Raw genomic sequence first — 1345 nt, 5'->3', positions numbered from 1 at the left:
CAGGGTTCCGGCAAAGTCGTTGTGGGGTTAGGGGTGGATGCCGAGCAGGGTGAGTGGTCGGTTGATGTCTCGGGTCATGTGGCGTAGCCCTTTGGCGATGTTGGTCCAGCCGGTTTGTCTGAGTGCGCTGGTGATGAGGTTGCGGAGGGTGGCCATGACGCGGGGTGCGGTGCCGGTGCGGGTTCGGGATGCGTCTTCGTGGTAGGTGACGTCGCGGACGTAGTGGAGTTTGTTTTCGATGTGCCAGTGGCCGCGGACGTAGTTTCCGATGTGGGCGGGGTGTGCCCAGGGGCCGGTGATGTTGGTGATGCCGAGCGCGGCGTGGGCGGAGTGTTTTCCGCTGGTGTGGTGGGTGGTGTGGCGCTCGATGAGGAACGCGTGGGTGGCGTGCGGGAAGTCGATGGTGGGGTAGCCGAGAAACTCGCCCAGGGGTGCGAGCTGGACGGTGCGGCGTTCACTGCGTCCGTGTCCACGGTCTTCGGTGACGTGGGCGGGGATCTCGTGCCAGGGCAGGGAGTCGAGTTGCCCGAAGAGGTGGTGCTGGTTCTCTTTGACGGTGAGCACGTAGTGGGCGCCGCGGGCGTGCAGATAGCGGGCGTGCTCGGCGGTGGTGTGCAGGGCGTCTGCGGTGACCACCCGGCCGGTCAGGTCGATGGTGTCCAGTAGCGGCCGGAACCAGGTGATTTCGCTGCTCCCGACGGGGACTTGGCGCTGACCGAGCACGGTGGTCTTGTCGTGGGTGATCGCGGAGAGCAGGTGCACTCCGGCGCCGCCGGTGCGGGCGAAGGTGCCACGCAGGGATTTGCCGTCCACCGCGATCGCCTCGGGCAGCAGGTCGGGATCAGCGATTGTGGTGTCGCGCTTGGCTAGCCAGGCACTGATCACGTCGTCGAGGACGTCGCCGTCGAGGCGGCCGGTCACCCGCCGCACGGTGGCCTCATCAGGGGCGACATACCGATCCTGACGGGGATCGAATCGGGCGCCCAGCAACGCCAGCACGTGTTGAGGCGCATCGGCGGCCCATTCCCCGATCGCGGCGAATGATCGTGCTCCCGCCGCCACCGCGACCGCGGTCAACGCCAGGATCGACCCGATCGAATGCCGTACTCCTCGGCGATGCCGCGGGTCCGGCACCATGGCCAGGTGTTTACGCAGGTCACCTACCCGCGCAAGATCAGCGGCAGCCTCGATGAACGGGGCCAGACGATCACACACGACAGGGATCAGGCACGATTGCGCAGCGGGCACGGCTCTCTCACACGATCATGGGACCTAGACACTCACATGATCAACAAGAGCCGTGCCCGCCCTGCAACCAACCCCAAAAGACTTTGCCGGAACCCTG

1 protein-coding gene is annotated in these 1345 nt (G+C 66.2%); it reads right to left on the bottom strand.

Features of this window, described 5'->3' with window-relative positions; genetic code table 11:
* Positions 1-27 precede the first annotated feature (27 nt).
* Entirely contained in the window at positions 28-1137 is a 1110-nt protein-coding gene (locus ACFW0G_RS45495) for an ISAs1 family transposase (RefSeq protein ID WP_378331825.1), read from the bottom strand.
* Positions 1138-1345: the final 208 nt, after the last annotated feature.

It is taken from the genome of Amycolatopsis sp. NPDC058986 (assembly GCF_042741125.1).
Lineage (GTDB): Bacteria > Actinomycetota > Actinomycetes > Mycobacteriales > Pseudonocardiaceae > Amycolatopsis.
This window is presented reverse-complemented; position numbering and strand designations above follow the sequence as displayed.